The sequence below is a fragment of the Streptomyces sp. NPDC058464 genome, assembly GCF_042721035.1.
GTDB lineage: Bacteria > Actinomycetota > Actinomycetes > Streptomycetales > Streptomycetaceae > Streptomyces.
The window spans coordinates 50711-73951 of record NZ_JBHXMA010000023.1 but is presented as its reverse complement, the minus strand read 5'-3'; the positions used below and the strand labels follow the sequence as shown (position 1 = coordinate 73951).

The window sequence follows — 23241 nt, the reverse complement described above, 5'->3', positions numbered from 1 at the left end:
CTCCCGGTGCCGTGCGGTCTGTGGCATCGAGTGTCGGCAGGCGGGCACACCGCTATGAAGGCCGCGTTCTTCCTGGGCGTGCCACTACCAGCCTGCGCGGGAGCTCACATACTCAGCTGCCCGCGTCCACCGCTCCGGCCCGGGCCTGCTGCGGCTGGTCGGCCATGGCCCGCAGCGTCTCGAAGGCGGTCGCCGTCGGGCTGGCCGGCTCGGCCTGGTAGACCACCAGCTGCTGGTGCGGGGCCCCGTTGACCGTGAAAGTCGCGAACTTGATGTGCAGGTCCCCGACCTGAGGGTGCTTGAGGTGCTTGCCCTCCTGGGACTTGCCCTTGACATCGTGCCGTTGCCAGAGTGCGGCGAACTCCGCGCTCTGGGAGGTCAGTTCCGCGACGACCTCGGCGATGCGGGCGGACTCGGGGTCATGGCCGTAGGCGGCCCTGATCTCGGCGACACAGGAGTGCGCGGCTCGCTCCCATTCCTGGTAGAAGTCGCGCCCCGCCGGGTCCACGAACACCATCTGGGCGAGGTTGCCGAACGTCTCGAAACCGCTGTGCAGGGCCGTGGCCAGGGAGTTGCCCGCCATGATGTCGAGGGCCGGGCCCACGACGAAGGCAGGAGTGTGGTCCCAACCGTCCATCAGCTGCAGCAGTTGCGCGCTGACGCCGGCTTCGCCCCGGTTGTGCGGGCGCTGCGAGGCGGCCAGGCAGAGGCGGTTGAGGTGGTCGGTGGACTCTGCGTCGAGTTTCAGTGCGCGCGCGACGGCATCGACGACTTGGGGGGACGGGCTGTTCTCGCGTCCCTGTTCCAGCCTGATGTAGTAGTCGGAGCTGACTCCGGCGAGCAGCGCGACTTCCTCTCTGCGCAGTCCCGGTACCCGGCGTCGTCCGTGTTCGGGGAGACCGACGTCGTGCGGCTTCAGGGCTTCTCTGCGGGCTCGGAGAAAATCACCCAAAGGCGTCCCATTGCTCATGCGGCAAGAGTAGATGGATTTCGGGCGATGGGAAGCGCCAGTCATGCAATATCACGGATGGTTGCCCGGTGATCACAGAGGGCGGGGGTCGGGGACGGGGGGTGACCGAAATGGCGAGCAGTGGTTCGCCGCGGTCCTGCTGTGTGGAGTCCGTAATCCTGGGTGTAATGCACCCACCGTCGGCGGGACTTTCCCGGGCGTTTTCCACCTAGCCTCGATGACATGGACAACGACACGCACCTCGACCCGATGGAAGGGCTGGGTCGGTTTCTCCGCACCCGCAGGGAGCGGCTGAGCCCCGCAGCGGCGGGACTGCCCGCCGCCGGCCGGCGACGGGTGCCGGGGCTGCGACGCGACGAGGTCGCGACGCTGGCGGGGGTCAGCCTGAGCTACTACAGCCGGCTTGAGCAGGGCCGTGAAGTCAGCCCCTCGCCCAGGGTCCTGGAAGCCATGGCCCGCGTGCTGCAACTCGGTGACGAGGACAAGCGGGCGCTCTTCCGACTCGCCCTGCCCGGCGGCCGCCGTACCAAGGCACCTGTCCGGGTCGAGCGGGTCCGCCCGCACCTGCGGCAGCTGATCGAGGGCTGGACCCTGACGCCGGCCTTCATCATCGGCCGCGCCCAGGACCTGCTGGCCACCAATGCACTCGCCGACGCCCTCTACCGCGACTTCGCGGAGCACGACAACGTCCTGCGCATGCTCTTCCTGGACCCTGCGGCGAAGACTTTCTACCGCAGCCCGGAGCGGGCCAGGCACCGGGCGATCGCCGACCTCCAGCAGACCGCCGCGAGCACCCCGCAGGACCCCCGCACCCTGGAACTGGTCGGTGAGCTGTCGGTGCGCAGCGGCGAGTTCCGGGCCCTGTGGGCACGCGAGTACAGCCGGGTCCCGCCCTACGAGATCAAGCAGGTCCACCACTCGGTCGTGGGTGACCTGGAGTTGCGGCACGAGGCCCTGAACATCCGCAGCGTCCCAGGACAGCAGCTCGTCATCCTGCAGGCCGAGCCGGGTTCGCCCTCCGCCGACGGGCTGGCCCTGCTGGGCTCCGTCAGCGTGCCCGGGGTGCCGCACCAGCAGAACCCCGCATGCGGCACCTGAGCGTCATCCTGGGTGTAGGACTCCCAGGAAAACCACAGCCTTCACACCCCTGAGGAGAAGGGACAGACTCGAATACGTCAGGGGAAATCAATGAAAGAGGTTTTTCCCATGGCTACGTGGTTTGTCACCGGTGCCTCCCGCGGAATCGGCGCGGAAATCGCCCGTGCCGCTCTGGCAGGCGGTAACAATGTCGTGGTCGCCGTACGAAATCCGGAGCGCGTACCGGACGATCTGAGAAACTCCGACAAGGTCTTCGCGGTCGCCCTGGACGTCACGGACAACGACAGCATCCCGCAGGCGGTCGAGGCGGCCGTGGAGCGGTTCGGCGGCATCGACGTCCTGGTCAACAACGCCGGCCGCGGCCTGCTGGGCGCACTGGAGGAGATCACCGACGCGGAGGCCCGGTCGCTGTTCGACCTCAACGTCTTCGGCCTGATCAACGTCACCCGCGCCGTACTGCCCGTGATGCGCAAGCAGGGTTCGGGCCGGCTGGTGCACATCGGCTCCCGCTCCGGATTCGAGGGCGAGCCGGGCGTCAGCCTGTACTCCGCGTCGAAGTTCGCGGTCGCCGGCATCAGCGAGGCGCTGTCCGCCGAGATGGCGCCGTTCGGAATCCAGTCGATGGTCGTCGAGCCGGGCGTCTTCCGCACCGACTTCCTGGACGCCAGCTCCCTTTCGGTCGCCCAGAACCGCATCAGCGACTACGACGACACCCCCGCGCACGTCACGCTGGACTGGATCGACCAGGCCAACCACGCCCAGCTCGGCGACCCCGTCAAGGGCGCCGCGCTCATCGTCGAGGTGGCCGCCACCGAGAAGCTGCCCACGCATCTCTACCTGGGGCGCGACACGATGGAGCGGCTCGACGTCAAGTACCAGCAGGTGCAGAACGACCTCGCCCCGTGGCGCGAGAAGTCCGCAGCCACCGCGCACGCCGACGCCGCCTGACGTCGACGCTCCGCCGGGTGCCCGACCCGCCAGACCCGTTCGGGCACCCGGAGCCTTCCCCTTCACCCCTCTTCCCCCTCCTGTGATCAAAGGGACAGAGGATTTGTGATGTCTGCTGCCCTGCTCACCGGTACCCCTCTCGCCGGCCGTGTCGCCGTCGTCTCCGGCGCTTCCAGCGGCATGGGTGCCGTCACCGCCGAGCGCCTGGCCGAACTCGGCGCCACCGTGGTCGTACTGGCCCGGCGCAAGGAGCGGCTGGACGGCGTGGTCAAGAACATCGAGAGCGCCGGCGGCACCGCGCTCGCCCTGGCCGTCGACGTGACCGACCGGGCCGCCGTCCAGGCCGCCGCCGACCAGGTCTCCGCGCGCTTCGGCAAGGCCGACCTCGTGTTCAACAACGCGGGTGTCCAGCTCATCTCCGGCATCGAGGAGCTCAAGGTCGACGACTGGCAGCGCCAGATCGGCCTCAACATCGGCGGCCTGATGAACGTGATCGCCGCGTTCGTCCCGCACCTGACGGAGTCCGCCGCCGCGGGCAAGCCCGCCGACCTGATCAACACCTCCTCGATCGCGGCCACCCGCATCCTCACGAAGTTCTCCGTCCACTCCGGCACCAAGGCGTACATCAGCCACCTCACCCGGCTGCTGCGCGTCGAACTCGGGCCCAAGATGGTCCGCGTGGCCACCATCGAGCCCGGCATGGTCGACACCGAGCTCCCCGACCACGTCACCGACCCGGACGCGTCCAAGCTGATGGCCGACCTGATCCACGACATCGACGTCCTGCAGAGCGTCGACATCGCCGAGACGGTCGCCTTCATGGCAGCCGTCCCGCGCCACGTCAACCTCACCGAGATCACCATCCTGCCCACCGCGCAGGCCATCTGACGTTCGTTCCGGCATGGAGAGGACCGGCATGAACATCACAGTGATCGGGTGAGGGCGGGTCGGCGGCGGCCTGGCCCGGCTGTGGGCGAAGGCCGGCCACGAGGTCAGGATCCTGGGCCGGGACGGAGGCGAAGCCTCGGACGCCCAAGTCGTCGTGGCCGTCCCCGACCACCTCGTCGGCACGGCGCTGCGCGGAGTCACCGGGCTGAACGGCCAGGTGACCATCGACGTGAGCAACCTCTACAGCGAGCGCGACACCGCTTTCCCCTCACTCGCGCACCAGGTCAGGTCCGTCGTCGGCGGCCCGACGGCGAAGGCGTTCAACACGGTCTTCGCGTCCGCGTACGACCAGATCGGCGAGCAGCGCGTGACACCGAGCAACCTGTACGCGGCCGAACCGGACGCCAAGGACATCACCGCCCGGCTCACCACCGACGCCGGCTTCGACCCCGTGTACCTCGGCGACCTCCACCCGGGCGCCGGGCTGCTGGAGGACAGCTCCGGTCTCACCCGCGCACTGGCCGGCCAGATCGGCCCGTTCTACTACCGTTACGGCCAGCCCGGCGAGCTGTAGGGCCCGGCGACACCTCTGAGCCTCCTCAAGTCGCTTGGCGCGCACCGACCATGGCCGTCAGACTGAGCCGCATGACAGGGCTCAAGGGACTGAGCACGAAGAACACCTTCGTGCTGACCATCCGGGACGCGGACGAGGTCGCGGCGGCACTCCGTCAGGCACTGGCGGAAGCCTCGCCGCAGGAACGCTCGGGCCTGGAACGCGCCGCCGCACTGGTCGAGTCCACCGCCTCCGCCAGCGATGCCCGACTACGTGCCCGCTGGGTCCGCACCCGGCTGGCCGCCGTCGGCTTCACCGGGGATGTCGACTCGGTCGCCGCGGTGAAGGCCCTGCGCCAGGCGGAGCCGAGGCTGAGCCTGCTCGCGGCGGTGCAGCTTCAGAAGGAGGCAGTAGCGCACCCCGAGTGATCCGGCAGCCCACCCAGCGGACTTGGGCGGGCTGCCGCAGTGCGCAGAGAGTCAGGTAGCGGCCCTTCCATACGCTCGGCAGCGGGTCGGCACCGCCGAACGCCGCGGTCGTGCAGGCGGTGCCGCCGGTGAACGCGCGGTGGACGAAGGTGCCCTGGGCGCCGTAGGCCACGGTCTGCTGTCCGCTGAATGCGCGGGTCCTGGTCTCGTCCGCGCAGTTCGTGGCGTATCCGGCCGGGCCGCCGGCGGCGGTATAGCAGGCTTTCGACTCGCCGAGGATCGGGCCGCCGAACTTCGCGTCGGTGCACGGGGTGTCGCCCCGTGGCCGTGATCGTGGTGAAGGCTCCGAACGCGCTGCGCAACCTCGCCGACCTGGCGACCGCCACCGGCTCGGGTACGTACCGGAGTTACGTGCGGAAGCAGGCGGACACCCTGTGGGTGCAGGACCGGACTTCCCTCAACGCCCTCGGCGAGCGCTGGGCCGGTACCGGCCCGAACCAGACTGACTGACGGACCCAGGCCAGTGCCCTAGGGGCGCTCACCGCCGCCGAGGCCTGACCTCGGGTCGGAACCGGGGGCCAGGGGGCCGGACTTGCCCCGCCCGCAGCCGGACCTCCTCCACGTCGAGCGTCTGCTGACGGTCCGCAGGACGATGTCGTCGATACGGCCGGCGTCGCGCAGGTCCGTGAGGGTGTCCCGCTTGACCCGGAACAGGGCGAGTTCGAGTCGCCGCGCCCGCAGGGCGAGGATCGCGGCGGAGTTCCCGGCGATACCGGCCGGGCCGGCGATGGCCACTGCCGTGTACACGGCGACGAACGACGACGTCGGCAGCACGGTCGACAGGCAGAGGCGACGGGGGAAGTGGTGGGAGTGGGGTGGGACATGGGGACTCCAAGTGGGCCCCGGCCGACGGGAAAGGAGCGAGGCGGAGCGGCCGGGGGGACCACGGAACGGGGTGAGACAACGCTTAGACGGCAGGGGTGTTGAGTACGTACTCCCGCGAGGCGTGCACCTCGCCGCGCAGGGCGGCCAGGTCGACGTCGAGGACCTGTCCGGCCCACTTGCGGGGCTCGCCGTTGATGAGGACCGCGCTGATGTTGCGGGCGTCCGAGCCCAGCACGATCGTGCCGATCGGGTCGTTGAGCGGCATGTTGTTGAGGTCCTCGGCCCGGATGACCAGGAGGTCGGCCTTCTTGCCCGGGGTGAGGGAACCGGTGACGCCTGCCAGGCCGTTGGTGCGGGCGCCCTGCAGGGTGGCGAAGTCGAGGACATCGTGGGTGGTGATGCGGGAGGGCTGACGCTCGGTGCCGTAGGCGGCGTTGACGGCGCGCATCCGCTGGATGGCGTGCAGGGCCCGCATCTGGGTGAACATGTCGCTGGCCAGGGCGACTTCGACATCGATGCTCAGGCCGGGGCGGATGCCGACGGACAGCGCCTCGTCGACGGCGGGGACCGCGGTCTCCAGGCCGATCTGGGCGTCGGAGGTCGGCGCGAGGGCCACGGTGGTGCCGGAGGCGCCCATCGCCTGCCACGCCTCGCGGGTCAGCCCGGTGGAGTGGATGAGGGTGACGCCGGGGCCGAGGATGCCGTCCTTGGCCCAGCGCAGGACCGCGTCGGAGGAGGCGGCACCGAAGACGGCGTCCACACTCACCCCGGTGCCCAGTTCCTTGGCCACACGGGCGAGTTCGGGGCCGTAGGCGAGCGCCGGTCCGGCGATCTCGTCGGTGGCCAGGGTCGCCAGGCGCAGCGTGAGCAACTGGTCGTCGCTGCCGAAGTACTGCTCCTTGAGGCGGGTCAGGTCGCCGGGCCACTGCCGGTCCCAGTCACCGAAGTGCGGGCCCATGGAGGCGTGTACACCGCGGATGCCGGTGTCGCGCAGCGCCTCGATTGCGGCATCGGAGTGCTCGCGGGTACGGGAGTTGTGGGAGAAGTCGAGCATGGTCGTGATGCCGCTGTCGATCGCGGTCAGCGCGGCCAGTCTGGTGCCGGTGTACATGTCCTGCGGCCGGTAGACCGTGGCGTAACCGGCCAGGGTGGCCAACACGTAGCCGCCGAGGTCGTCGACGTCCGGCATGATCCGGCGCAGCTGGGCCTCCCAGGCGTGCCGGTGGGTATCGACGAAGCCGGGGGCCAGGATCGTGCCGGTGGCGTCGACGACCACGGCGTCCGCCGCGTCGAGGTGGCGGCCGACGGCGGTGACCGTGTCACCCTCGACGAGGAGGTCGGCGCCGTCGACGACACCGAGGCCGGGGTCCATGGTGACGACCGTGGCGCCGGTGAACAGGATGCGCCGCCGATCGGCGGGCCGGCGCCGGAGCTCTTCGAGGACGGCGGCGCTGGTGGTGTCGTTGAGGTTCATGAGAAGTCTTCTTTCGGTACGGCGGAGGAAAGGGGGCGGGGACGGGCGAGTCAGCCGAGCTTCATGACGTAGCCCGCGTGGTGCACTTCGTCGCCCCGGAACTCGCCGTAGGCCCAGAAGCCGAGGTCGTCCAGGTAGTCGATGCGGTCACCGTCGATCCAGTACCGGCCCTGGTAGGCGTGCGGGCGGCCGCCCCGGGTCTCGTCGTAGCGGCCGTCGGCGGTGAGCTCCTGGTGCAGGAAGTCGTTCCGGTCGATCCAGACACCGACCCGCGGGCTGCCGGTCAGGTCCTCCGCGTCCGGGATGCCCGCTTCGGGTGCGGCGGCCCGGCCGGGGACGTCGGAGCCGGCCCACAGCACCGGCCGGCCCGCCGAGACGAGCGCGCGGACCCGCTCCGGGTGGGTCAGCAGGGTGGCCACCGCGGTCGGCACGTCGTCGGCGAGTTCGTCGGGCACCACCAGGAAGTCGGTGGTGTTGCCGGGGGCCAGTGTCGCGACGTACTCCGAGCGGTGCTCGCGGCCGCCGGCCAGTGCGATCGCGTCCATGACGGCGGGGACGACGGTCGTGCCGGAGGCGTCGACGACGATGGCGTTGTCGTCCCCTGCCGCGCTGACGATGCCGGGGCCGACCCCCACGATCAGCGAGCCGACGAACAGGATGTCGGCGCCGACCATGGCCCCGATCAGCGGGTCCATCGTCAGGATCCTGGCGTTCGTGAACAGGACGGGACGTCCCTCGTCGTTCGAGAGGATCTCGTCGAGGGCCTCGGGGTTCCAGCACACGGTGTCGGTGGCGGTGATGGTCATTGCGTGCTCCTCGGTGGAGTCGCCTCACCGGTGTGTCCGCTGCGGGAGTGAGCGTCGACGCGGGTCCGAGGCGAGTGTCCGGCGGCTGTTGCAGCCGCCTGACCACCAGGTTCGTCGCGTGACGGAGCCGGAACCAGGCCGCTCTGTCCCTAGGTGTCCGGCACCCACGATCCGGCCGGTTCGCGAGGGTGGGTGCGTGGCACCCAGGAAGCCCTCACCTGGGGAGACAGCGGCCTGGTTGTCATCGGCCGCCGGGCTGATCGTTGAGGCATGACCAGCAACGACACGCCCCGCGACCCGCACCCGTACGTCGGCATGTGGGTGACCGCCGACGGATTCATCCGCCAGGAACTGCTGCCGAACGGCCGCTACGACGAAGCCCGCGGCAACCGTCAGAGTGCCTACACCGGCAGCTACACCGTCACCGGCAACCACCTCGACTACGTCGACGACACCGGCTTCACCGCGACCGGCGACATCCGCGACGGAGTTCTCTACCACGAGCACCTGGTGCTCTACCGCGAGGGCGACGAGCCTGCCGGACGGGAAAGCCGACGGTAGCCAGGGTTTCGGCTCGACGCCGTGAAGGCATTCGGCAGAAGCCGACGTTGGTGGTACGTGTTTCCGGCACCCACAACACCCGCCTGAACCACCGACGAAATGTGGCTGGACAGGTGACGGCCAGCAGGACGTGCTCCTGGGTCTGCGGCATCGGACCGTCGGTGGCGGCGACGACGAGGATCGCGCCGCCCGTCTGCGCCGCCCCGGTGATCATGTTCTTGATGTAGTCCGCGTGGCCCGGGCAGTCGACGCGCGCGTAGTGACGGGCGTCGGTCTGGTACTCGACGTGTGCGATCGAGATGGTGATGCCGCGCTGACGCTCCTCGGGCGCCTTGTCGATGTCCTCGAACGGCGTATACGGGTTCAGGTCCGGGAACCTGTCGTGCAGCATCCTCGTGATGGCCGCGGTCAGCGTCGTCTGCCGTGGTCGACGTGCCCGATCGTGCCGATGTTCACGTGTGGCTTCCTGCGCTCGAACCTCGCCTTCGCCATGTGCTGCCTCCTCGTTCCCGAGCGAAGGGTGCACCATCGCGTGGCTGCCTGCCGGGCTCTGCTTTCCAATGGGCCGGCGCACGAGTGCGGCCCTGCTCAGCCGAACCACTCCATGGCAGCCGACCGAAAGTAACCGCACTCGCACGCTAAGTGATCTTGGGGTTGCTTGCTGTGGTCCACCCCCGTGGTCTCCCGATCGCCCACCGTGAAGTTGACGCCGGATCGGCACCGCCCGGGGCCGGGTCCGGGGGCGGTTCACCCGAAAGAATCACGAGCCCTACCCCTGTCGGCGCCGGCGCGCGAGCGGCCGACTGCCGCACTCGGTCACGCGCCGGCGGATGGGAAATCGCCCGGGAGGCATCGCACCTCAGCACGGGAGATCCACACGGCGCAGGGCGCATCTCCACAGGTCGGCGAATTCCGTCGGTAGCCCCCGCCTGGCCAGTGATGGAACCCGCGGCTTCCCCGTGCGTGGCAGCAGGATGATCGGCCCTGACGCATTCTGAGGCCCCTCCCTGGCCCCGTGGGCGCCGTTCAGGGGACCCGACGGCTCGGTGCCGCATATGGAGTTGGGAGATAGTGATGGCCTGCGCCGCCCTCGCGCCCGCACCTCCTAACTCGCAGGCCGGCGAACTGATCCGAGGGACTTTCCCATCCGTGGCGGCGTGTGTCCCCGCTGGCTAGGGGCCAACGGGCTCTACCGGCCTTACGTAGGCTTCTCCCTGAACGGCAGCACCGGCTGCAGGACAAGGACCTCCGGACCGAGACCGACACCGGGTGAGGACGGTTCCTGCGGGCCCGGCCGGACGAAGTTGCGTGCGCTGGTGGCGCCCTCCGGTGCCGCCGTTCCCGACGCCATCGAGGGGGTATTTCGTCGGAGAGCGGGACGCCGTCGCCGACGTCGGGATCCTCGCCTGGCGGTGGCTGGAGAGCCGGCCCCCGAACCGGCCCGTCAGGACCCCTTGGTGCCGCTCTCGGTCAGAGCTGTGCGTGCGGCCTGCAGGAGTTCTTCGGAGAGCGGGTTGCCGCGGGTGGCGCGGGCGAGGGCGAGGGCGCCGACCAGGGTGCAGAGCTGGGCCAGGCCGTCGTCCTCGCTCGTGGCCAGCCGGGCGGCGCGGTTGCGTACCCCGTTGATGTAGACCTCGCGGGCGCCGGCGGCCTGGTCGGGCTCGCGCCCGAGGTCGGCGGCGAATCCGGAGACCGGGCAGCCGTCTGCGGCGTGATCGCGGTGCCAGATCGAGAGGTAGTCGTCGATCATCGCCTGGCGGGCGGCCTCGTGGTCCTCGCCCTCCTCCGGTGTGACTGCCGCGGCCGCAGAGTGGGGCGCCGGATTCTCGAAGGCGTGAGTGATGGCCTCATCGACGAGGTCTTCCTTCGATGCGAACTGCTTGTAGAACCCGCCATGAGTGAGCCCCGCGGCCTTCATCAGGTCGGCGACGCTCACCGCGGTGCCCTTCTCGCGGAACATCCGGGAGGCGGTCGCGACGACGCGCTGCCGGTTCTCCTGTGCCTGCGCCTGGGACACGCGCCCCATGGGATCACTCTCCTCTAATGGATGTCGTTTGACATCTATCCTACCCCTCTATTAGATTCCATCCAACATCTAATTGGCCGGATCGCCAGCCGGGGAGAGCAGAGCCTGCCGCCGCCTCCACCATCCGAGGCCCGCGTGATCCGCTCCGAAATCCCATCGTCACTGACAGCACTGGAGAACTCCTGTGTCACCACCGCCCGGCCCCACCGAGCCCTCGACGCCCGCCGCGTCCATGCCACCCGCGCCACCGAGCCAGGGAGGAAGGGTTCCCGAGGCGGTCCACCGCCGACGCTGGGCGATCTTGACCGTGCTCCTCTCCAGCCTCTTGGTGGTGATGCTCGACAACTCGATCCTCAACGTGGCGATGAAGACCATCGCCCAGCCCGCTCCCACCGGTCTCGGGTCCACCCAGAGCCAGCTGGAGTGGGCGGTGAACTCCTACACGCTGGTCTTCGCCGGACTGCTGTTCACCGCCGGCCTGCTCGGTGACCGCCTCGGCCGCAAGAAGGTGCTGCTCCTCGGCATGCTGGTGTTCGGCGTGGGCTCCGTGCTCTCCGCGATGTCGGAGTCCTCCGGGCAACTCATCGCCTTCCGGGCCGTGATGGGCTTCGGCGGCGCGTTCATCCTGCCCGCCACGCTCGCGATCATCATGAACGTCTTCGAGCGCGAGGAGCAGCCCAAGGCCATCGGGATCTGGACCGGTGTGGTCGGCTTCGCCATCGCTCTTGGCCCCATCACCGGCGGCATCCTGCTGGAGCACTTCTGGTGGGGTTCGGTCTTCCTGGTCAACGTGCCGATCGTGATCGCGGCGATGGCCGCGATGGCCGCGATCGTCCCCGACTCCAAGGACCCCGAGCCGGGCAGGCTCGACCCGCTCGGCGTACTGCTGTCGATCATCGGTCTGGCCCTGCTGGTCTACGGCATCATCAAAGGCGGCCAGTACGGCGACTTCACCCGGCCCGAGTCCTGGACGACGATCCTCGCCGGCCTGGCGGTCCTCGCCTGCTTCGTGGTCCACGAGGCCCGCAGCGACCACCCGGCCCTCGACGTCACGTATTTCCGCAACCGGCGCTTCTCCGCGTCCGTCGCCGCCGTCGGGCTGGTCTTCTTCGCCCTCATGGGGGTCACGTTCTTCAGCGTCTTCTACAACCAGAGCGTCCGGGGCTACAGCGTCCTGCAATCCGGGCTGCTCGTGCTGCCACTGGCCGCCTCTCAGATGTTCTTCGCCCCGCGCGCGAGGCTGGTCGTGGGCCGCTTCGGTGCCCGAGCCGTGTGTGCCACCGGCCTGGTCCTGACCGCCGCGGCCTTCGCCGGCTTCCTGCTCCTCGGCCAGAGCACTCCCATCTGGGTGCTGGAAGTGCTGTTTTTCCTGATGGGCACGGGGATGGCCCACGTGATGCCGCCCGCCACGGTCATGATCATGTCGTCGTTGCCGCGGGAGAAGGCCGGCTCCGGATCCGCGATCAACAACACCTTCCGCCAGGTCGGCGGGGCGATGGGCGTCGCCGTGCTGGGATCCTTGCTGTCCACCAGCTACCGCAACGGCATCAACGGCCACCTGGGCATGCTGCCGCCCTCCGACCGGCCCGCCGCAGGCGAATCCGTCCAGGCGACCCTGGCCGTCGCCGACAAGCTGGGACCGGCCGGCAGAACGCTGGTGCGGCCCGCGAACGACGCCTTCATCCACGCCATGCACATCGCCGCCGTAGGTTCCGCGGCCGTCGCCCTGCTCGGCGCCGCCGTCGTGCTGGCCTTCCTGCCGCGCAAGGCCGCCGCGGCGGCCGGCGCCGACAGATCCCGGCGCCAGACCGTGGAAGCCCAGCGGTGACCCCCCGTCAGCCCGCGACACACCGCAGGCGACCGCCCGGCCCAGGCCGTCCCGCCCGACCGCCCGAGGCGATGGTCCAGACAACCCTCGAAGAACGTTCTCGCGGGGACGAGGCCCGTGCCGCGTCGCCCACCGGCCCGATCACACCTCGACTCCGACACTCACCTCATGCGAAGGAGATCCACTGATGGTCACCAGCAACCTTGTGCTCATCCCCGGCGCCGGCGGCGTGGGCCGTACGGTCTTCGAGCAACTGCGTGCTCAGGACGTACCCGTGCGCTTCATGGTGCGCAGCGAGGACGAGCGCGCGGCCGAGCTGCGGGCGCTCGGCGCGGAGGTGGTCGTCGGCGACCTGACTCGGCCCGAAACGGTGGCGGCCGCACTGCAGGGCGTGACGCGCATGTACTTCGGGATGGCTGTGTCGCCGCATCACCTGCTGGCGGCCACCGTGGTGGCCTCCGTGGCAAGGGAGTACGGACAGCTGGAAGCCCTGGTCGACCTGTCGCAGATGACCGTCTCGCAGATGACCGCCACCAGCACCGAGGAGTCCCACCAGCAACGGCTGCACTGGCTGACGGAGCAGGTGCTGGACTGGTCCGGCCTGCCCGTGGTGCACATCCGGCCGACGGTGTTCCTGGACACTCCGCTGTTCACCGATCTGGCGGCCCGGACGATCAAGGAGAACAGCACGATCGCCCTGCCGTTCGGCAGCGGACGCACCTCACCGGTCGCCGTGGACGACGTCGCACGGGTCCTCGCCACCGTGCTCCGCGATCCAGCTCCGCACATCGGGCAGATCTACGAGCTGACCGGGCCGCGCTCGGTCGACATGACGGAACTGGCAGCGGAATTCTCCCGGGCGCTGGGCCGCGAGGTCTCCTACGTGGACGTGCCCCCGCAGAGGTGGGAGGCACAGCTCCCGAAGCTGGGACTGCCGCCGCACGTCGTCCAGCACATCATCACCATGGCCAAGCTGCACCGCGACAACCGCTACGACCGCACGACCGACGGCGTCGAGCGCGTGACGGGCATCCCCCCGCAGTCGATCGAGGCCTTCGTCAAGGCACGCAGGGACTTCTACCTTGGCTGAGCCGTGCCCCGATCAGTCACCGTCCGAGGCCGGTGCCCGTATGTCCGAGACTCCTCTCGGACATACGCGGTCCGCCTCCGTGGGGCGCCGGGAAGCGGCGTTGTCGGTGGGCTCTGCCAGGGTGTGCGTCGTGGACGAACTGGTGGAGCGTGTCGACGATCAGGATCGTGCGCTGGGGGTGGTGGTCAGCCGCAGGCAGGCCATCCGGGAGGGGTGGCTGCACCGGGTCGCCGTGACGGTGTGCCGTGATGAGCGCGGGCGGATCCTCGTCCATCGGCGGTCGGAGCAGCTGTCGCGCTTCCCCGGGCTCCATGAGGTCGTGGTCGGTGGCGCCGTGGATGTCGGTGAGTCCTATGAACAGGCCGCCGCGCGGGAACTGGCCGAAGAGCTGGGCATTCGCGTGCTGCCACGCTTGCTGTTCACGTTCCTCAACCGCAGTGGTTTGAGCCCTCACTGGCTCGGCGTGCACGAAGCCGTGGTGCCGGAGACGGTGGCCGCCGATCCTGATGAGGTCGCCTGGTATGGCTGGCTGACCGAGCCGGAGCTGCGGTCGGCCCTGCTGGAATGGCACTTCACTCCCGACAGCCACGAAGCCTTCAGCCGGTATCTCGCGTTCCACGCCGCGCAGCCCTGACCTGGCCGCTTCTCGCGTACGAGCAGGGCTGACGACGTCTTGCAAGGCGGGTGCCGGGCAGGGACCGCGCTGCCTACGTACGGAACCCCACCCTATGCTCTGAATCGCGGCGCGCCCGGCCAGGCGGCTGATGCCCCGTGACAGGGCCCCGGCTGGACGGGGGAGACCAGCCGGGGCCGTGGGTGGTGACGTGCGGAGGGCGGTCGCCTCTCGGCGGCAGGCTCCATGGGGCTTCAGCCGGACGATCGTCCCCATGGGCTATAGGTGAGGCCCGGGGACACTGTCCCCTCCGCGGTCACGTACACATGAACGGTCAACCACCGCCACTTTGTTCCCGCTCAGGTCGTGCAAGCCGTTGTGAGCTGCAGAACATGCTGTGCCGGGGCTTCAATTGAGGTAGTCGGCGACCAGGGCGGCGAATTCGTCGGGTGAGGCGAGCCGGATGCCGAGTTGTTCGGCCTTGGCCCGCTTGGAACCGGCGTTCTCGCCGGCGACGACGAGGGTGGTCTTCTTGGAGACGCTGGAGGAGGAGCGGCCGCCGGCGCGTTCGATGAGTTCGTTCATCTCGTTGCGGGACAGCTTCTCCAGGGCTCCGGTCATCGTGCCGGTGACGACGACGGTCATCCCGGCCAGCGGACCCGCCTCCGCGGCGGCCACGGGCGTCTCGCCGTCGGTGCTCGCCTCGTCGGCGGAGGCCGAGGCGGAGGCGGGGGCGGGCGGGGTGGCGCCGGGCTCGGTCATGTTGACGCCCGCGGCGGCAAGTTTGTCGATGAGCGGGGCGAGTTCGGACAGTTCCGCGACGATCGAGGGGGCCTTCTCCACCCCGATGCCGTCGACCTGCTGCATCGCCCCGGTGTCGGCGGCACGGATCAAGTCCATGGTGGCGAAGTGGCGTGCGATACGGCGGGACATGGACCGGCCGGTGCCGCGTACCCCGAGTGCGCACAGCACCCGCGACAGCGGCTGCAGTTTGGCCGCCGCGATCGCTGCGAGGAGGTTGTCGGTGCTGGTCTCGCCCATCCGGTCCAGGCCGAGCAGTTGCTCGCGGGTGAGGGCGAACAGGTCGGCGAGGTCGGTGACGAGGCCGGTTTCGACGAGCTGGACGACGCGGGTGGTGCCGAGGCCTTCGATGTCGAGCTGGTCGCGGCCGGCGGCGTAGGAGAGGGAGGCGACCAGGTGGCAGTTGCGGCCCTGCGTGCACCGCCAGCGTTCCTCGCTCCTGTCGATGTCCGATCCGCAGCGCGGGCAGGCCTCCGGGAACGCAATGGGCTGCTCGTCGCCGGTGCGCAGGTGCGCGGCCGGGGCCTGGATGCGGGGGATGACGTCGCCGGCGCGATAGACCATGACCTGGTCGCCCAGGCGCAGGTCGCGGCGGGTGATGTCGGCCGGGTTGTGCAGGGTGGCGTAGGTGATCGTGGAGCCGTCGATGACGACCGGTTCGAGGACGCCGCGCGGGGCGATGATCCCGGTGCGGCCGACGTTCCACTCCACGGCCAGCAGCCGGGTGATCTTCTCCACGGCCGGGAGCTTGTAGGCGATCGCCCACCTGGGCGCGCGGGAGCCGGAGCCTGCGGCCTGCTGGTCGGCGGCGAAGTCGGCCTTGATGACGATGCCGTCGATCCCGAACGGCAGCCCGGCACGGACCGCGCCGATCTCCTCCACCCGGGCGAGGACCTGCTCCACGGATTCGACGACGGCGTCCGGAACGTCGGTGCGGGCACTGGTGTGCACGCCGAGTTCGGCGACCAGGTCCATCAGGTCGCTGTGCGCGGACGCGGTCAGCCGCTCGGCGAGCACCGGGTCGGTGCCGGGCAGGGGGAGGAGTCCGTAGCCGAAGAACGTCATCGGCACCGTGTAGAGGCGCTCCTTGGCCCGCAGCGTGCCCGCCGCGGCGTTGCGCGGGTTCGCGAACGGCAGCCCGCCGTGCTCGGTGCGCACCTCGTTGGCGTACTCGAACTGGGCGCTGGTCATGAGGACTTCGCCGCGCACCTCCACGGTGACCGGCTCGGCCAGATGCTCCGGCAGTCCCTCGATGATGCCGATCGCGTGCGAGACGTCCTCCCCGGCCGTCCCGTCCCCGCGGGTGATCAGCCGGGAGAGCCGGCCCTCGGTGTAGCGGGCGGCGATCGCGAGGCCGTCCAGCTTCGGTCCGACGTGGAAGCGGGCGACCTCGTGCCCGATACGACGGGCCAGGGAGGCGGTCCAGGCGGTGAACTCCTCCGGGGAGAACACGTTGTCCAGGCTCAGCATCGCCACCGTGTGCGGGACATCGCCCCCCACCGCGCCGCCGGCCACCTTCCCGGTCGGGGAGCCGGGCAGCACCTGCTCGGGGTGAACGGCCTCGTACGCGGCGATCGAGCGCACCAGCCGGTCGTAGGCGTCGTCGTCCAGCGGCGACGTGCCGCCCGCGTAGTACGCGGCCGCCGCCCCGACGGCCTCCTCGACCGCCTGCGCGTAGGCGACGGTATCCACGATCTCTGCTACTGGTGTCGTCATGACCGGCATCATGCCTCCCACCACTGACAACGGGACTCTCCCGGACTTCCCGAACCGATCGGGGAGCACGGGTTCGGCGTCATCCGCAGTTACGGGTCCTGCTCCGGCCCACCGGCTGGTCGTGTCGCCCGGAATGCAGACGCTGGCCGTTCGGCACGCTGCCCGGCATCCCGGCGCCGCACTTCCGCTTCCTTCTTCTGGCCGCGCTGGTCACCACGAGCAGTACCGAGAGGGCAACGACGGTCAGGCGCAGTTGTTTCAGGGGTCAGCAGTGCTTCGTGGGCGATCGTGACCTGGTCGGTGGCCAGGGTCAGCAGCCGGGCCCGGGCGAAGGCCTCCACCGCCTGGCGTGTGGCGGTGGGGTTGGGCCCGTGGGCGGCGAGCGGGCCCAGGGCGAGGCGGCGGCGGGCGCTGGGGGAGAGCGCGGCGTAGGCCCGTTCGGCGCCGGCTTCGACGGCGGAGTGGATGCCGCCGCTGGCGGTGCAGCCGTCCACGGTCAGGGTGTTGTCGTTGAGCTGCTGCCAGGTGGCCTGCAGGGCGTGGGCGAGCAGGGGCAGCGCCCCGGCGTTGTCTGCTGGGCAGCCGCAGTGGGCGCCGAACGTCGCGCAGGATCACTTCGGTCAGACCGGTCTGGGTCAGGGGTGCGTTGCGGTGGACCATGCGGGTCTTTCTGGTTCTGACGATGACGATGACGATGACGATGGCCGGGGGCACGGGAGTTGACCCGTGCCCCCGGCCGCGGAGGTGACCCCGAAGGGCGGTGAGGTTCGGATGTGCCCGCTGTTCAGTGAGTTCTCGTGCCGGCCCTGCTAGAGCCGCTTGGGGCCGAGGGGGCTTGCCGGTCGCAGGTTGCCTTGGTCGTCGAGGTCGTTCAGAACTGCGGGCAGGCCCTTGGTGAGCATCTTGGTGCGGACGGCGCCAAGGAGTTTGGCCATGAAGAAGCCTCCGGCGCCGGTGAAGCCGGTGTGGTCGTAGGTGAAGGTCGTTCCGCTGCCGTGCGGTTCGAGCCGGTAGGCGACCTCGGTCACCTCGCCACCGCTTTCGTCCTGCCACGAGTAGCGCAGCAGCGAAGGCTCGCGGACCTCCAACACCTCGCACACCACGACACCGCTCCAGCCGGGCTTTGGCTTCGCGACGAACCTGAACGTGGTGCCGACCGTGGTGGCGAAACCCTCGGGTCGAGCGCCGGCGCCGGTAGCCGTCCACAGGGGAACCAGCTCCGGATCGGTGACCGCTCGCCAGACCTTCTGCTGCGGGTGCGGGTAGTCGCGGACGATGTGGATGGCGCTCATGGAGGGTCTCCTTTCGCATGCAGGCGTCAAGCCCGACATTAATCTTCAGTGGCTGTAAATTTACAGTAGCAGAAAATATTTAGGGACTGGACTATGCTTCGGTGATGACCATGCGCACCGTGGACTGGACGGCCCTGCGGCCGCGCGACGAGGAACCCGCCGTCGAGGGGCTGCGGGAGCGCAAGAAGAGGATTCTGCGGCGGCGGCTGTCCGACACGGCCACCGAGATGTTCATGGAACGGGGCTTCGACGCCGTACGGGTCGCCGAGGTCGCAGAAGCGTGCGGAGTCTCGGAGAAGACGGTGTTCAACTACTTCCCGACCAAGGAGTCCCTCGTCCTTGACCTGGGCGAGGCCACCTTGAACTCCTTGCGAACCACCCTGGCCGATCCAGACCTGTCGCCGGTCGACGCGGCGCTGAAGATCCTCTCCGGCGAGCTGGCGAACATCATGGCGTGGCTGAACGCGCAGAGCGACCCGGCCGAGGCCAAGGCCATGCTTCTGCGCTTCGGCATGCTGATCAGATCCACCCCGTCACTGCGGGCCTATCAGCGTGACACGGCGGACCAGCAAGTCGCCGTAGCCGCCAAAGTCCTGGCCCAGCGCGCCGGGATGAGCCCGGACGACCCCGAACCGCAGGTAGCCGCGACGGCCCTGCTCGCACTGTGGCCCGTTCAGTTCCGGGCACTGCGCAAGCACCTGAACCTCGCCCGGACCCCGGAGGAACTGCACGACGCCGTCAGCGCCGACGTCCAACGCGCAGCCCAACTCATCGACACCGGAATCCACTCACTTACCTCCGGTCGGCGCAGTTAGCGAAACAGCCCCGGCCCGGGGCCATGGCGAGCGACAACACCGCCATGCCGGTTCGCCAGTCGACCCGGCCCCGTCACCAACCTCCATGGACAGAACACCTGGGCGCCCGCCTGCGGGCGCCCAGGCCCCACGGGTCAGGCGCAGCCGCCGGGAATCCATCCGAGGCAGCGGCGGGGTGGTACCGGACGCTGGTGGAGTGGCCAATGTGCCCGCCGACTTCGGTGGTGTGCCCGGGTCCGCTGCGGTTCCGGTGGGCGATCGCGGACGGGTGCTTCGGCGGGCAGCCGCAGGCGGTGCGGGCGGCCATCTCGCACCAGCCCTCGTACGCGGTGTTGCCCAACCGGGCCTCAGTGCCTCGTGCGACGTGGCGAGCGAGGCGTCCGCGATGTCGTCGGCGGCGATCGGGCTGTCCGTCTCCAGGAAGGCTCGGGGCGCCGTCGGGCTCGGTCGGCTCCTCTGCGGCGCCCGGGCCGCTGCGGGCAGGGGTGAACCCGGTCAGCCCGGATCCTCCAGCTCGTCCCCGTCCGCGGCCCTCTTTCGCGGGCGCCGGCCGCGTGCTGGTGGGCCCGGTTGATCGTGGAGTCGACCGAGGCGGTCCACCTCACCCGGCCCACCGCGTCGTCGCGGACCTGGACGTGCTCCAGGAGCTTCGCTCAGGTCCCGCCTGCCTCCCAGCGGCAAAAGCTCGTAGACGGTCTGCCAAGGCTCGTACCGCTCGCGCAGATCACGCCACGCAGCACCGGCCCGCAACCGCCACGACACACCATTGACCACCTGCCGGTGATCACGCCACGGACGACCACGCCCGTCCACCTGCGGCAGCAAGGGCTCTATACGCTCCACGCCGCATCCGTCAATTCACCCCGGCCAGCCACAAGATCAATTGTCGGAGGAGTCCTTGCCCGGGACAGGCACCTTGTTCCGCACGAAGAGGCTCAGCCGGTACGTAGTCGGCTGCATCAGGCGCCCGCAGAGGGTGTCCATCCGCGCTGCGGACCAGTCGATCTGCGTGTCCGATGCTCGGAGGCGGCGAATGTGCTCGCGCCACTCGGGCTCGTCCTGGGTCTCGAAACGCACTTCCCAGCGGCCTGCCTCCGGCGCAAAGCGGTCAGCAGCCCGCCGCATCTCGTCCTTGCGCTGACGCCTTCTCTTGCGCTGCCCCGGCATCGGCCCAGCATCGCTGGCCGTGACCGCCACGGCAAGGCCATTGCCTACCGCCCCAGGCCGGCATGAGGTTGATCATTCGTCAGACAGCTCCTAGTGGGCTCCTAGTGCCGTATCAGGCAACAACCGCCCTGACGGTGGGTACTGTGCCGACGTGGCCGATGAGAAGGACAGCAGGAACGGCTCGATCCGGCAACGTCCGTGGGACCTGGTGCTGGAGACCGTCTTGCTGGAACTCGTCGGCCTCGCTTTCTTCGGGATCGGCACCCTGTTGGCGTGGCCGTTCGGGTGGCTGCCCGACCCCAGTCTCGGCATGCTCTCCACGAGCATGCTTGCGGTCTGGCCTGCGGTTGAGTTGTACCGTGCGGGACCGCCCCGACGGCTCGCCGTTGTTGCCGCCCTCCTTGCGCTGGCAACGGTGACACTGTTCGTGGCTGCAGTAGCGAACTGGGCCCTTCCCGCGTTGGCTGACTCAGACGTCGGTATCCTCGTCGGCTACGTTGTCGCCGTACCCATCGGCGCGGCTGTGTTCGCGTGGCTCCTCAACAGGGCGAACGTTGCCTGACGCGGAATTAGGCACCGCCAGGCACCCCGTGCTCGTGGATCGCCCGGAGGGACCCCGACGCGTAGGGACTGGACAGGCGGTAGTACGGCGAAGCACGAACGGCTCTGGACCGACCCCACGTAAGCGGACTGAACGCTTGGTGACCTGCACGGCTGTTGCCGCGTGGACGGGATTCGCCCAACAGCCACTCTCCTGGGTCGGTGGCATCCGGCAGCTTGCGCCACGGCGGCCGTTCACGCCCGGTCCGGATCCCCGGTGCCCGAGGCGGCTGTGAGGGCGAGCGCGGACGAAGCAGGCAATGGGCGGACAGGCGTGGGCCGGCGGGTGCTGGTGGGTGCTGGTGGGTGCCGCAAGCACCGGCGTGGCGTTGGCGCTGTGGGCGGTCGTCCGTCTGATCGTGCGCATAGCCTTCGTCGCGCACGCCCCGTGGATCGACGAGCTGTGCGCGCTGGCACTCCTCCTCGCATGCGTGTTCCTGCGCACGTGCTGGTACTGGGACATCCGGTGGCTGCTGTGTCCGGTGTGCCTCCTCGGGGTGCTGTTCCTGCAGAACAAGGAGCTGGATCAGCAGGTACTGCACGAGCACGGGCGTACCGAACACGTCAGGGTCCGACAGATTCGGTGGTCCGCCGGCGATGGCATGGGGGATGGCGTCCACCTCTACACGGTCACCGTCCTCGACGGCCCACCGCTGGCTCCGTTCGAGGAGAACGGGCTCATGGGCTGGAAGCGGGTGGTAGGCGGCACTTACACGGTGACCGTCGATCCGCAGGGCCGTGCCCCGCTCAGGCGGGGGGACAAGCCCGGGCCTCCGGTGATCCGGCAGTTCCTGCAGATCCCGCTCGGCCTCGGCCTGGCCCTCGCCCTGTGGCGGCCCGCAGGGCTGCTCCTGCGCCGACAACGCGTCCCGTCAGCCGGACCCACTCGGCCATAGGGGGCTGTGACTGAGCGGCGCCGGGGCGCCGACAATCTCACCCGCTGGTCCCGTGAGTGTGGATGGTCGGCGTCGTCTCGGTTGATCCGGTCCCGCTCGCTGTCGCGACGACCGGCCCCCAATACGCCGACTTTTCGAGCTTTCTGTCACCCACGGCGGTTCCAGTCCTCGTGACAAAGCGCCAACTGTCGTGTCACAGCTCACTGCTGAGCCTGAACACGCTAGTTGGAACCGGTGGGGTGTGGCGAGCTGGTGGTTTCTGGACGGTGGGACACGCTTGTTGCCCTGCCGCGAGCTCGGGACGCCACACCGGCACGATCACGCTGTGCTCCCTGGCTTCGCCAGTTGGATGGCTTCGCCTGTTGAGGGCCGGTTCTCCTGGCTCGGTCCGTGAGGAGCGGCGTCGTCCGTTGCCGGCCGCCGTCGCCCTTGGGCTCGGCGGGCTGGTGGGGGGACGGTCCGGTGTGGAAGATCGGCCAGCAGATTTCGGTGCGCCACGTGGCCGGGTCCGGGCTCTCGCGGCGTGCGACGGGGTAGTACTCGCGGATCGGGCCGTCCACGGCCAGTGCGTGTTCGGCGACGTAGGCGCCGAGGGTTCCGTAGGCCAGGTCGATGTTCGTGTGCGGGCCGCGGTGGATGATCGTCGCCAGCTCGGCAGGCGGTACCACCAGCGCGTCGACCCGGCCCATCGGGCGTACGGGTTCGGTGCAGGGCACGAAGACCGTTGCCGGACCGTGTTCGTGGGTGAACAGGTCGGTGCTGAAGATCCCCCCGGCGGGTGAGCCGGCGGCCAGACCCTGGGCGTCGAGCGTCGCGTAGATCTCACCGAGCGCACCCTGGTACCAGGTCAGCGCCTCGGCGACGTCCACGGTCTCGGTGATCGCGGCCGCCGGCGTGGCGGGAACGCTGCGGCGCCCGATCTCGGCCCGGGTGCCGCCCGGCGGGCGGGTGAGCAGGTCGCGCAGCGAGACGACCGCGCTCTGGGTGCGCGCCAGCTCCTGCTCCATCTGGTGCAGGTGCGCGGCGAGCAGGGCGTTGCGGGTGTCGAGGTCGGGGGCGGCAAGTACCTTGGCGATCTGCTCGACGGGCATGTCCAGGGCGCGGAAGCGGCGGATGATCTGCGCGGTGGGGATCTGTGCAGTGGTGTAGTACCGGTGGCCGGTGTGCCGGTCGACCTCGTCCGGTTCCAGCAGGCCCACCCGGTGGTAGTAGCGCAGCGTCTTCACGCTCAGGTGGGTGGCCCTCGCGAAGTCCCCGATCGGCAGTGTCGCGTCCATGCCTGCCACTCTGCCACCTCCCCTCAGGGGAGATGCGCGGGCGCTCGCGGGTCTTGTACCTCTCGTCGGGGCAGGTCCGAGGCTGTGTGCAGGCGGTCAGCCGGGCCGCCGGCCTGAAGGGAGCCTTGATCATGACCACGCCCACGACTGCGGTTGTGCCGCCCGTCGTCGCCGAGTACCTGGCGGCGGTCAACGCCTTCGACCTGGACCGGATGGTGGCCACCTTCGCCGAGGACGCCTACGTGAATGACGCGCGCCGCGAGATCCGGGGCATTGGTGCCATCCGGGCCTGGGCGGAGAAGGAGATGATCGGCGACCGCGTCACGATGGAGACGGTCGAGGTCGTCGAGCACTACGAGCAGATCATCGTGCGCTCGCGTTATGACGGCACCTACGACAAGACCAGCCTTCCGGTGGAACTGGTGATGTCGGACTACTTCAGCGTGCGCGACGGCAAGATCGTCAGCCTCGCCGTGATCCGCAACCAGCCCTGCCCGTACTGAGGGGTG

General features: G+C 69.6%; 23 protein-coding genes and 3 pseudogenes. 14 read left to right on the top strand and 12 right to left on the bottom strand.

Going from position 1 to position 23241, the window contains the following annotated elements; genetic code table 11:
* Positions 1-112: 112 nt before the first annotated feature.
* A complete protein-coding gene (locus ACFWPQ_RS28400) occupies positions 113-970 on the bottom strand; it encodes a helix-turn-helix transcriptional regulator (protein WP_384040573.1) in 858 nt (285 codons plus the stop codon).
* Between the two features lie 222 nt (positions 971-1192).
* Here ACFWPQ_RS28400 and ACFWPQ_RS28395 point away from each other — a divergent pair, with 222 nt between their 5' ends.
* The 6 genes from ACFWPQ_RS28395 (at position 1193) to ACFWPQ_RS28370 (ending at position 5395) form a co-directional block, all read left to right on the top strand.
* Positions 1193-2068 (top strand): helix-turn-helix transcriptional regulator, encoded by an 876-nt coding sequence (locus tag ACFWPQ_RS28395; protein ID WP_384040569.1) that lies wholly within the window; start codon positions 1193-1195, stop codon positions 2066-2068.
* A gap of 108 nt (positions 2069-2176) precedes the next feature.
* Positions 2177-3016, top strand: coding sequence for an SDR family NAD(P)-dependent oxidoreductase (locus ACFWPQ_RS28390; RefSeq protein WP_384040566.1), 840 nt, complete (start codon positions 2177-2179; stop codon positions 3014-3016).
* 105 nt (positions 3017-3121) lie between these two features.
* Positions 3122-3904, top strand: a complete 783-nt coding sequence (locus tag ACFWPQ_RS28385; protein ID WP_384040563.1) for an SDR family oxidoreductase — start codon at positions 3122-3124, stop codon at positions 3902-3904.
* 154 nt (positions 3905-4058) lie between these two features.
* On the top strand, positions 4059-4478 hold the full coding sequence (locus ACFWPQ_RS28380; protein WP_384040560.1) for a dinucleotide-binding protein: 420 nt from the start codon (positions 4059-4061) through the stop codon (positions 4476-4478).
* A 71-nt stretch (positions 4479-4549) separates the two neighbouring features.
* Entirely contained in the window at positions 4550-4885 is a 336-nt protein-coding gene (locus ACFWPQ_RS28375; RefSeq protein WP_384040557.1) for a hypothetical protein, read from the top strand.
* Between the two features lie 321 nt (positions 4886-5206).
* The gene (locus ACFWPQ_RS28370) at positions 5207-5395 is read left to right on the top strand and encodes a hypothetical protein (RefSeq protein WP_384040554.1); all 189 of its coding nucleotides are present in this window, start codon (positions 5207-5209) and stop codon (positions 5393-5395) included.
* A gap of 18 nt (positions 5396-5413) precedes the next feature.
* Here the strand turns inward: ACFWPQ_RS28370 and ACFWPQ_RS28365 are convergent, their stop codons facing one another.
* The 3 genes from ACFWPQ_RS28365 to ACFWPQ_RS28355 all read right to left on the bottom strand — a co-directional run bounded on the left by ACFWPQ_RS28365 (position 5414) and on the right by ACFWPQ_RS28355 (position 8050).
* Positions 5414-5719 carry a hypothetical protein gene (locus ACFWPQ_RS28365; protein WP_384040551.1) on the bottom strand — a complete coding sequence of 102 codons (306 nt, stop codon included), beginning with the start codon at positions 5717-5719 and terminating at the stop codon, positions 5414-5416.
* Positions 5720-5852: 133 nt separating this feature from the next.
* A complete protein-coding gene (locus ACFWPQ_RS28360) occupies positions 5853-7244 on the bottom strand; it encodes an amidohydrolase family protein (protein WP_384040548.1) in 1392 nt (463 codons plus the stop codon).
* Positions 7245-7294: 50 nt separating this feature from the next.
* A complete protein-coding gene (locus ACFWPQ_RS28355) occupies positions 7295-8050 on the bottom strand; it encodes an Atu4866 domain-containing protein (protein ID WP_384040545.1) in 756 nt (251 codons plus the stop codon).
* Positions 8051-8320: 270 nt separating this feature from the next.
* Between ACFWPQ_RS28355 and ACFWPQ_RS28350 the strand changes: the two genes are divergently transcribed.
* Complete coding sequence (locus ACFWPQ_RS28350; protein ID WP_384040542.1) at positions 8321-8611, top strand: Atu4866 domain-containing protein; 291 nt, start codon at positions 8321-8323, stop codon at positions 8609-8611.
* Between the two features lie 118 nt (positions 8612-8729).
* Here ACFWPQ_RS28350 and ACFWPQ_RS28345 read toward each other — a convergent pair.
* Both ACFWPQ_RS28345 and ACFWPQ_RS28340 read right to left on the bottom strand, forming a co-directional pair.
* Positions 8730-9103: pseudogene (locus ACFWPQ_RS28345) on the bottom strand (GTP-binding protein); the annotation flags it as partial.
* Positions 9104-10055: 952 nt separating this feature from the next.
* Positions 10056-10637 (bottom strand): TetR/AcrR family transcriptional regulator, encoded by a 582-nt coding sequence (locus ACFWPQ_RS28340; RefSeq protein ID WP_384040539.1) that lies wholly within the window; start codon positions 10635-10637, stop codon positions 10056-10058.
* 232 nt (positions 10638-10869) lie between these two features.
* On the opposite strand from ACFWPQ_RS28340, the gene ACFWPQ_RS28335 reads away from it, so the two are divergent.
* The 3 genes from ACFWPQ_RS28335 to ACFWPQ_RS28325 all read left to right on the top strand — a co-directional run bounded on the left by ACFWPQ_RS28335 (position 10870) and on the right by ACFWPQ_RS28325 (position 14189).
* A complete protein-coding gene (locus ACFWPQ_RS28335; protein WP_384040841.1) occupies positions 10870-12465 on the top strand; it encodes an MFS transporter in 1596 nt (531 codons plus the stop codon).
* A 187-nt stretch (positions 12466-12652) separates the two neighbouring features.
* Positions 12653-13555: an NmrA family NAD(P)-binding protein gene (locus ACFWPQ_RS28330; protein WP_384040535.1), complete on the top strand. Its 903-nt coding sequence runs from the start codon at positions 12653-12655 to the stop codon at positions 13553-13555.
* Positions 13556-13685: 130 nt separating this feature from the next.
* Positions 13686-14189, top strand: a complete 504-nt coding sequence (locus ACFWPQ_RS28325; protein WP_384040532.1) for an NUDIX domain-containing protein — start codon at positions 13686-13688, stop codon at positions 14187-14189.
* A gap of 387 nt (positions 14190-14576) precedes the next feature.
* Here ACFWPQ_RS28325 and ligA read toward each other — a convergent pair whose 3' ends face one another.
* The 3 genes and pseudogenes from ligA to ACFWPQ_RS28310 all read right to left on the bottom strand — a co-directional run bounded on the left by ligA (position 14577) and on the right by ACFWPQ_RS28310 (position 17977).
* The gene (gene ligA / locus ACFWPQ_RS28320; RefSeq protein ID WP_384040529.1) at positions 14577-16685 is read right to left on the bottom strand and encodes an NAD-dependent DNA ligase LigA; all 2109 of its coding nucleotides are present in this window, start codon (positions 16683-16685) and stop codon (positions 14577-14579) included.
* Between the two features lie 89 nt (positions 16686-16774).
* A pseudogene (locus ACFWPQ_RS28315) lies at positions 16775-17248 on the bottom strand (hypothetical protein); the annotation flags it as partial.
* A 246-nt stretch (positions 17249-17494) separates the two neighbouring features.
* A complete protein-coding gene (locus tag ACFWPQ_RS28310; protein ID WP_384040526.1) occupies positions 17495-17977 on the bottom strand; it encodes an SRPBCC domain-containing protein in 483 nt (160 codons plus the stop codon).
* Positions 17978-18081: 104 nt separating this feature from the next.
* Here ACFWPQ_RS28310 and ACFWPQ_RS28305 point away from each other — a divergent pair, with 104 nt between their 5' ends.
* Positions 18082-18792, top strand: a complete 711-nt coding sequence (locus ACFWPQ_RS28305; RefSeq protein ID WP_384040523.1) for a TetR family transcriptional regulator — start codon at positions 18082-18084, stop codon at positions 18790-18792.
* A gap of 501 nt (positions 18793-19293) precedes the next feature.
* Here the strand turns inward: ACFWPQ_RS28305 and ACFWPQ_RS28300 are convergent.
* Positions 19294-19667: pseudogene (locus tag ACFWPQ_RS28300) on the bottom strand (IS5 family transposase); the annotation flags it as partial.
* A 4-nt stretch (positions 19668-19671) separates the two neighbouring features.
* Entirely contained in the window at positions 19672-19959 is a 288-nt protein-coding gene (locus tag ACFWPQ_RS28295) for a hypothetical protein (RefSeq protein WP_384040520.1), read from the bottom strand.
* A 151-nt stretch (positions 19960-20110) separates the two neighbouring features.
* Here ACFWPQ_RS28295 and ACFWPQ_RS28290 point away from each other — a divergent pair, with 151 nt between their 5' ends.
* Positions 20111-20521: a hypothetical protein gene (locus tag ACFWPQ_RS28290; RefSeq protein WP_384040517.1), complete on the top strand. Its 411-nt coding sequence runs from the start codon at positions 20111-20113 to the stop codon at positions 20519-20521.
* A gap of 340 nt (positions 20522-20861) precedes the next feature.
* Positions 20862-21455 (top strand): hypothetical protein, encoded by a 594-nt coding sequence (locus tag ACFWPQ_RS28285; RefSeq protein ID WP_384040514.1) that lies wholly within the window; start codon positions 20862-20864, stop codon positions 21453-21455.
* A gap of 221 nt (positions 21456-21676) precedes the next feature.
* Here the strand turns inward: ACFWPQ_RS28285 and ACFWPQ_RS28280 are convergent, their stop codons facing one another.
* Positions 21677-22732, bottom strand: a complete 1056-nt coding sequence (locus ACFWPQ_RS28280) for a MerR family transcriptional regulator (RefSeq protein ID WP_384040511.1) — start codon at positions 22730-22732, stop codon at positions 21677-21679.
* A gap of 131 nt (positions 22733-22863) precedes the next feature.
* Between ACFWPQ_RS28280 and ACFWPQ_RS28275 the strand changes: the two genes are divergently transcribed.
* Complete coding sequence (locus ACFWPQ_RS28275) at positions 22864-23235, top strand: nuclear transport factor 2 family protein (protein ID WP_384040508.1); 372 nt, start codon at positions 22864-22866, stop codon at positions 23233-23235.
* The last annotated feature ends 6 nt before the right edge of the window (positions 23236-23241 follow it).

What these genes read in the sequence shown, in the direction of transcription:
- ACFWPQ_RS28280 (WP_384040511.1), bottom strand. Translation starts at nt 22,732, where the DNA reads ATGGACGCGACACTGCCGATCGGGGACTTCGCGAGGGCCACCCACCTG.
- ACFWPQ_RS28295 (WP_384040520.1), bottom strand. Translation starts at nt 19,959, where the DNA reads ATGCCGGGGCAGCGCAAGAGAAGGCGTCAGCGCAAGGACGAGATGCGG.
- ACFWPQ_RS28395 (WP_384040569.1), top strand. Translation starts at nt 1,193, where the DNA reads ATGGACAACGACACGCACCTCGACCCGATGGAAGGGCTGGGTCGGTTT.
- ACFWPQ_RS28330 (WP_384040535.1), top strand. Translation starts at nt 12,653, where the DNA reads ATGGTCACCAGCAACCTTGTGCTCATCCCCGGCGCCGGCGGCGTGGGC.
- ACFWPQ_RS28340 (WP_384040539.1), bottom strand. Translation starts at nt 10,637, where the DNA reads ATGGGGCGCGTGTCCCAGGCGCAGGCACAGGAGAACCGGCAGCGCGTC.
- ACFWPQ_RS28305 (WP_384040523.1), top strand. Translation starts at nt 18,082, where the DNA reads ATGACCATGCGCACCGTGGACTGGACGGCCCTGCGGCCGCGCGACGAG.
- ACFWPQ_RS28275 (WP_384040508.1), top strand. Translation starts at nt 22,864, where the DNA reads ATGACCACGCCCACGACTGCGGTTGTGCCGCCCGTCGTCGCCGAGTAC.
- ACFWPQ_RS28390 (WP_384040566.1), top strand. Translation starts at nt 2,177, where the DNA reads ATGGCTACGTGGTTTGTCACCGGTGCCTCCCGCGGAATCGGCGCGGAA.
- ligA (WP_384040529.1), bottom strand. Translation starts at nt 16,685, where the DNA reads ATGACGACACCAGTAGCAGAGATCGTGGATACCGTCGCCTACGCGCAG.
- ACFWPQ_RS28375 (WP_384040557.1), top strand. Translation starts at nt 4,550, where the DNA reads ATGACAGGGCTCAAGGGACTGAGCACGAAGAACACCTTCGTGCTGACC.
- ACFWPQ_RS28335 (WP_384040841.1), top strand. Translation starts at nt 10,870, where the DNA reads ATGCCACCCGCGCCACCGAGCCAGGGAGGAAGGGTTCCCGAGGCGGTC.
- ACFWPQ_RS28400 (WP_384040573.1), bottom strand. Translation starts at nt 970, where the DNA reads ATGAGCAATGGGACGCCTTTGGGTGATTTTCTCCGAGCCCGCAGAGAA.
- ACFWPQ_RS28360 (WP_384040548.1), bottom strand. Translation starts at nt 7,244, where the DNA reads ATGAACCTCAACGACACCACCAGCGCCGCCGTCCTCGAAGAGCTCCGG.
- ACFWPQ_RS28310 (WP_384040526.1), bottom strand. Translation starts at nt 17,977, where the DNA reads ATGAGCGCCATCCACATCGTCCGCGACTACCCGCACCCGCAGCAGAAG.
- ACFWPQ_RS28350 (WP_384040542.1), top strand. Translation starts at nt 8,321, where the DNA reads ATGACCAGCAACGACACGCCCCGCGACCCGCACCCGTACGTCGGCATG.
- ACFWPQ_RS28355 (WP_384040545.1), bottom strand. Translation starts at nt 8,050, where the DNA reads ATGACCATCACCGCCACCGACACCGTGTGCTGGAACCCCGAGGCCCTC.